Genomic DNA, 6,000 nt, shown 5'->3' on the forward strand with positions numbered 1-6,000 from the left:
GACGGGGCGGGGAGGTTCCCGCGGATCTCAAGGAGGCCTGGGAAACGACGTCTGTCGGTGCTGGTCAGGAAGGCCTGCGTGAGAGGGTGGCGTTTGCGGAGAGCGAGGCTGCGGTAGCCTCCGGTAATCGAGATTTTCGGATGCGAGGGCGGTCTGATGGACCAGGCGGACGACCGCGACCGCCGGCGCGCGTCCGACGTCAACCCCAACCGGCCGAGCATCGCCCGCGTCTACGACCTCTTCCTCGGCGGCAAGGACAACTACGAGGTCGACCGGTACGTCTATCAGCAGGTCCTGAAGGTTGCTCCCGAAGCACCCGAGGTCACCCGGGCGAATCGCCGCTGGCTCGGTGAAGCGGTGGAGCGGATGGCGCGTGAGGCGGCGATCGACCAGTTCCTCGACCTGGGCTCCGGCCTGCCCACCAACGAGAACACCCACGAGGTCGCCCAGCGGTGCAACCCGAAGGCGACCGTCGTCTATCTCGACAACGACCCGACGGCGATCTCGCACGGACTGGCGTTGCTGGCCGACGAGCGCTACGTGCACTTCGCCGCCGGTGACCTGGGTGAGCCCGAGGCCGTGCTCGCCGATCCCGTCATCGCGAACGCGCTCGATCGGCGAGGCCCACCGGGATCATCCTGGGGATGTCGCTGCACCACATCGTGGAGACCGAGCAGGCGCGCCAGATCGTCGCCGCGTACCTGGACGCGTTCCCGTCCGGCTCCTACCTGGCGATCACCCACCTGAGCAATCCGCACGACGGCAGCCGGCTGGCCGAGTTCGCGGACGCGGTGGAGGGCAAGCTCAGGAACGCGTGGGGTTCGATGACGTTCCGTACTCCCGAAGAGATCCGCTGCCTCTTCGCCGGCGTCGAGTTGCTCGAGCCCGGCTTGACCAGAGTCAGCGACTGGTGGCCCGCCGGCCCCAACCGGATCACGCCGACCGGAGCCAGCCGCCTCCTGCAGGTCGGCCTCGCCCGCAAGCCCTGAACCCGCAAGCTCTGAACCCGCGAGACCTGAACCCGCAAGCCCTGAACCCGCGAGACCTGAACCCGCGAGCTCTGAACCCGCGAGCTCTGAGGGGCGGCGAGTTCTAAACCGGTGGCGCAGGTCTGCCGGTTCGCCGATGATGAGCCCATGTCTGCTGCGAAGGCTGCTGCCGCTTTCTGATCCGCGTTCTCCCGCGTGATCCACGACCCTGCCACCCGCCGGGTCCCCTCAGCGTGCAGCCCTTCCCAAGGGAGTAGACCCTTTCATGCAGTCGCGCCGTCTCGAGGTCGCCTGTGACGAGTCCGGATTCTCCGGCACCAACCTCCTCGACCCCAACTTCGAAGTCATCACCCACGCCAGCGTCCACGTCGACGCCCGGACCGCGGCCGAGTGCGTCGCGCTGATCCGGTCGAGATACCGGTACTCGGCCACGGAGTACAAGTCCACCCAGTTGCTCCGGCAAGGCCCGGCGTTGGAGTGGCTGCTCCGCACCCTGACCGGCCGGGGCCACGTCCACCTCACCGACAAGTCGTACTTCGTCGTCACCCGCCTGGTCGACCTGCTGATCGGCGATCCGTCGTACGCCGCGGGCACGAGCCTGGCGCCGGAACTCCGCTCGCTGGCGCTGACCCTGCACCGCCAGGGCCCCGAGGTTTTCGGCCAGGTCAAGTGGAACGCCTTCCTCACCGCGTTCGTGGCGATGATGCGCACCAAACGCCACCGGGTGATCAACAGTCCTGCCGTGGACGCGTTCTTCTACCACCTCGACCTGCTCGACTCCGACCGGCTCGACCTGTCCTGCCTGCGGGATGCCCGGCCGCAAGTGGAGAAGGTCCTCACCGAACTCCTCGGCGAACGCTCGAGTGTGCCTCCACCGCTCGAACCCCTCCTCCCGGCACTCCTCGAAACCGCCCGCCACTGGAGCGCCGGCGGCCGTTCCGTCGCCATCGTCCACGACGAGCAGAGCGCCCTGACACCGCATCGCGTCGGCCGGATCAGCGCGCTCCTCGCCGACACCACTCAGGGTCCACCGCCCCTGCTCGGGCTGACCATGGTCGACTCCCGCACCGACCCCCGGGTCCAACTTGCCGACCTCCTCGCCGGCGCCGCTCGCCACATCGCGGTCACCGAACTCCACGCCGAGGGCTCCCCGGTCCTGACCGCCCTGCTCCGCCCGTACCTCAGTCCGCACTCCCTCTGGTCGGACATCCCCAGCTGGACCCGGCTGACCAGCGCTTGATTTGCTGCCGAGCCGTTGACGAACCGGTTCCTGGGCTGCAACCTTTGGCTACCGCCTCGCAAAAAGCTTGCAAAAATGACGCAAGTTCCACAGAGTGTTCTGCAGGTTCGAGGCGGCGGCTAGGTCAACCGTCCCTCCGCCCTTAGGACGCCCATGAAACGCAAGCAGCTCAGTTGGCGGGTGATCAGCGCCGGCCTGGTGGCAGTGCTGATCCTCGCCGGGCTCGTGCCCACTTCCGCCTCCGCGGCCGCCACGGCGGTCCTGACGAAGACTCTGACCGCCGGCAGCTCACTGGGTGATTACCCGGTCGGCAACGCCGGCGACGGCAACCAGAACTCGTACTGGGAATCCAGCAACAACGCGTTCCCGCAGTGGATCCGGGCCGACCTCGGCGGATCCGTCGCGGTGGACCGGCTGGTCCTGAAGCTGCCCAGTTCGTGGGGCGCCCGGACGCAGACCCTGGCCGTCCAGACCAGCACCGACGGCACCTCGTACTCCGATCGCGTGGCGAGCGCCGGCTACAACTTCACGCCCGCCGGCGGCAACACCGTCACGATCACCTTCCCGGCGACAACCACCCGCTACGTGCGGCTGAACATCACCGGCAACACCGGCTGGCCCGCCGGGCAGCTCTCGGAGTTCGAGCTCCACGGCCCGGACACCGGCGGCGACAACCAGGCGCCGACGACCCCCGGCACCCTCGCGCTCACCGAGCCGACCTCCGGGCAGATCCGGCTTGCCTGGGGTGCCTCTACCGACAACGTCGGGGTGACCGGCTACGTCGTCTACCGCAACAACGCCGTCGTCACCACCGTCGCAGGCAACGTCCTCACCTTCACCGAGTCGCAGCCCGCCTCGGCGACCGTCGAGTACTACGTCCGCGCCCGCGACGCCGCCGGCAACCAGTCGGCCGAGAGCAACCGGGTTCGCCGCAACGGCCAGGTCGACGGCTCGAACCTCGCCAACGGCAAGCCTATCGAGGCGTCCTCGACGATCCACAACTTCGTCGCGACCAATGCCAACGACAACAACCTCACCACCTACTGGGAGTCCAACGGCTTCCCGTCGACCCTCACGGTCAAGCTCGGCTCGAACGCCGACCTCAACTCGGTCGTGGTCAAGCTGAACCCCGACCAGGCGTGGGGACCCCGGACGCAGAGCATCGAGGTGCTCGGTCGCGACCAAGGCGCCACCGGCTTCACAACGCTGAAGGCCCGCGCCAACTACGACTTCAGTCCCGCGTCGGGCAACACGGTGACGATCCCCGTCGCCGGCCGCGTCGCCGACCTCCGGCTGCAGATGTTCAGCAACACCGGGGCACCCGGCGGTCAGGTCGCCGAACTGCAAGTCATCGGCACCGCGGCCCCGAACCCGGACCTCGTCGTCACCTCGACCAACTGGACTCCCGCGTCGCCCAACGAGACGAGCCCGATCGCGTTGTCCGCGACCGTGCAGAACATCGGCACCGCCGCCGCGGGCGCGACCACGGTCAACTTCAACCTCGGCGGCACGGTCGTCGGCAGTGCAGCGGTAGGCGCCCTCGCCGCCGGCGCCTCGACAACTGTCTCGTTCACCGCCGGGCCGCGGGCAGAGGGCACCTACAGCGTGTCCACCGTGGTCGATCCGACCAACACGATCGTCGAACAGAACAACGACAACAACACCTTCACCGCGCCGACCCAACTGGTGGTCGCGCAGGCGCCCGGCCCCGATCTGCAGGTCCTCAGCATCACCTCCAACCCGCCGAACCCAGCCGTCGGTGCACAGGTCACCTTCACCGTGGCAGTCAACAACCGGGGTACGGCGGCAGCAGCAGCCAGTACTACGCGGCTCACCGTCGGCAGCAGCACTCTCACCGGCAGTACTGCGTCAATCGCGGCGGGAGCGACCGCCAGCGTCGCCATCAGCGGGAGCTGGACCGCCACCAGCGGGGGAGCGACCCTCAACGCCACCGCGGACTCGGCGAACGTCGTCGCCGAGACCAACGAGACCAACAACTCGCTGTCCCGGTCGATCGTGGTCGGGCGAGGTGCGGCGGTGCCGTGGGTCTCCTACGAGGCCGAAGCCGCCAGCTACCAGGGCACCCTGCTGGTCAGCGACCCGCTGCGCACCTTCGGGCACACCAACTTCGCCACCGAGTCCTCGGGGCGGCAGTCGGTGCGGCTGAACAGCACGGGCCAGTTCGTCGAGTTCACCTCGACCAACCAGTCCAACTCGATCGTCGTCCGCAACTCGATCCCCGACTCGGCGAACGGCCAGGGCCTCGAGGCGACGATCAGCCTGTACGTCAACGGCACCTTCGCGCGGAAGCTGACGCTGTCCTCGCGGCACAGCTGGCTCTACGGCAACTCCGACGGTCCGGAGGCGCTGACGAACACCCCGGGTGGCGACGCCCGCCGGCTGTTCGACGAGTCGCACGCGCTGCTGTCGCAGTCGTACCCGCCCGGAACGAAGTTCAAGTTGCAGCGCGACTCCGGCGACACCGCGTCGTTCTACATCATCGACACGATCGACCTCGAGCAGGTGGCCGGAGCGTCGAGCCAGCCCGCGGGCTGCACCAGCATCACGCAGTACGGCGCTGTCCCGGGTGACGGGATCGACGACGCGGACGCCATCCAGCGGGCCGTCACCGACGACCAGAACGGCGTGATCGGCTGCGTCTGGATCCCGGCCGGCCAGTGGCGGCAGGAGAAGAAGATCCTCACCGACGACCCGCTGAACCGGGGTCAGTTCAACCAGGTCGGGATCAGCAACGTCACCATCCGCGGCGCCGGCATGTGGCACTCGCAGCTGTACTCGACGATCGAGCCGCAGAACGCGAACGGCATCAACCACCCGCACGAGGGCAACTTCGGCTTCGACATCGACAAGTTCACGCAGATCTCGGACCTCGCGATCTTCGGGTCCGGCCGGATCCGCGGCGGTGACGGCAACGCCGAGGGTGGCGTCGGCCTGAACGGCCGGTTCGGCACCGGGACCAAGATCACCAACGTCTGGATCGAGCACGCCAACGTCGGGGTCTGGGTCGGCCGCGACTACGACAACATCCCCGACCTGTGGGGCCCGGCCGACGGGCTGGAGTTCAGCGGGATGCGGATCCGCAACACCTACGCCGACGGCATCAACCTGAGCAACGGCAGCCGGAACTCGAAGGTGTTCAACTCGTCCTTCCGGACCACCGGCGACGACGCGCTGGCCGTCTGGGCGAACAAGTACGTGAAGGACCAGTCGGTCGACGTCGGCCACGACAACGCCTTCACCAACAACACCGTGCAACTGCCCTGGCGCGCGAACGGCATCGCGATCTACGGCGGCTACGGCAACAAGATCGAGAACAACCTGATCTACGACACGATGAACTACCCGGGCATCATGCTGGCCACCGACCACGACCCGCTGCCCTTCTCCGGCACCACGCTGATCGCGAACAACGGGCTCTACCGCTGTGGCGGTGTGTTCTGGAACGAGGACCAGGAGTTCGGTGCGATCACGCTGTTCCCGCAGAACCTGCCGATCCCCGGTGTCACCATCCGGGACACCGAGATCATCGACTCGACGTACGACGGGATCCAGTTCAAGACCGGTGGTGGCGTCATGCAGGACGTCCGGATCACCAACGTGCGGATCGACAGGTCGAACAACGGCGCGGGCATCCTCGCCATGGGCGGCGCCCGCGGGAACGCCATCTTGTCCAACGTGACCGTCACCAACTCCGCGGACGGTGACATCGTCACCCAACCGGGCTCTTCGTTCACTTTCAGCGGTCAGTAG

Annotated in this window: 2 protein-coding genes and 1 pseudogene; all 3 read left to right on the plus strand. The window is 67.7% G+C overall.

The features are described from left to right. Positions 1–156 precede the first annotated feature (156 nt). The 3 genes and pseudogenes from ABD255_RS26600 (at position 157) to ABD255_RS26610 (ending at position 6,000) form a co-directional block, all read left to right on the plus strand. Positions 157–989, plus strand: a pseudogene (locus tag ABD255_RS26600) (SAM-dependent methyltransferase). A gap of 265 nt (positions 990–1,254) precedes the next feature. After that, positions 1,255–2,229, plus strand: a complete 975-nt coding sequence (locus ABD255_RS26605; RefSeq protein WP_344218625.1) for a hypothetical protein — start codon at positions 1,255–1,257, stop codon at positions 2,227–2,229. A 153-nt stretch (positions 2,230–2,382) separates the two neighbouring features. Beyond that, positions 2,383–6,000: a CARDB domain-containing protein gene (locus ABD255_RS26610; RefSeq protein ID WP_344218627.1), complete on the plus strand. Its 3,618-nt coding sequence runs from the start codon at positions 2,383–2,385 to the stop codon at positions 5,998–6,000.

This window comes from Kribbella sancticallisti (assembly GCF_039530625.1).
Lineage (GTDB): Bacteria > Actinomycetota > Actinomycetes > Propionibacteriales > Kribbellaceae > Kribbella > Kribbella sancticallisti.

Excerpts from the sequence above, each read along its gene's own strand:
- ABD255_RS26605 (WP_344218625.1), top strand. The coding sequence starts at position 1,255 with ATGCAGTCGCGCCGTCTCGAGGTCGCCTGTGACGAGTCCGGATTCTCC.
- ABD255_RS26610 (WP_344218627.1), top strand. The coding sequence starts at position 2,383 with ATGAAACGCAAGCAGCTCAGTTGGCGGGTGATCAGCGCCGGCCTGGTG.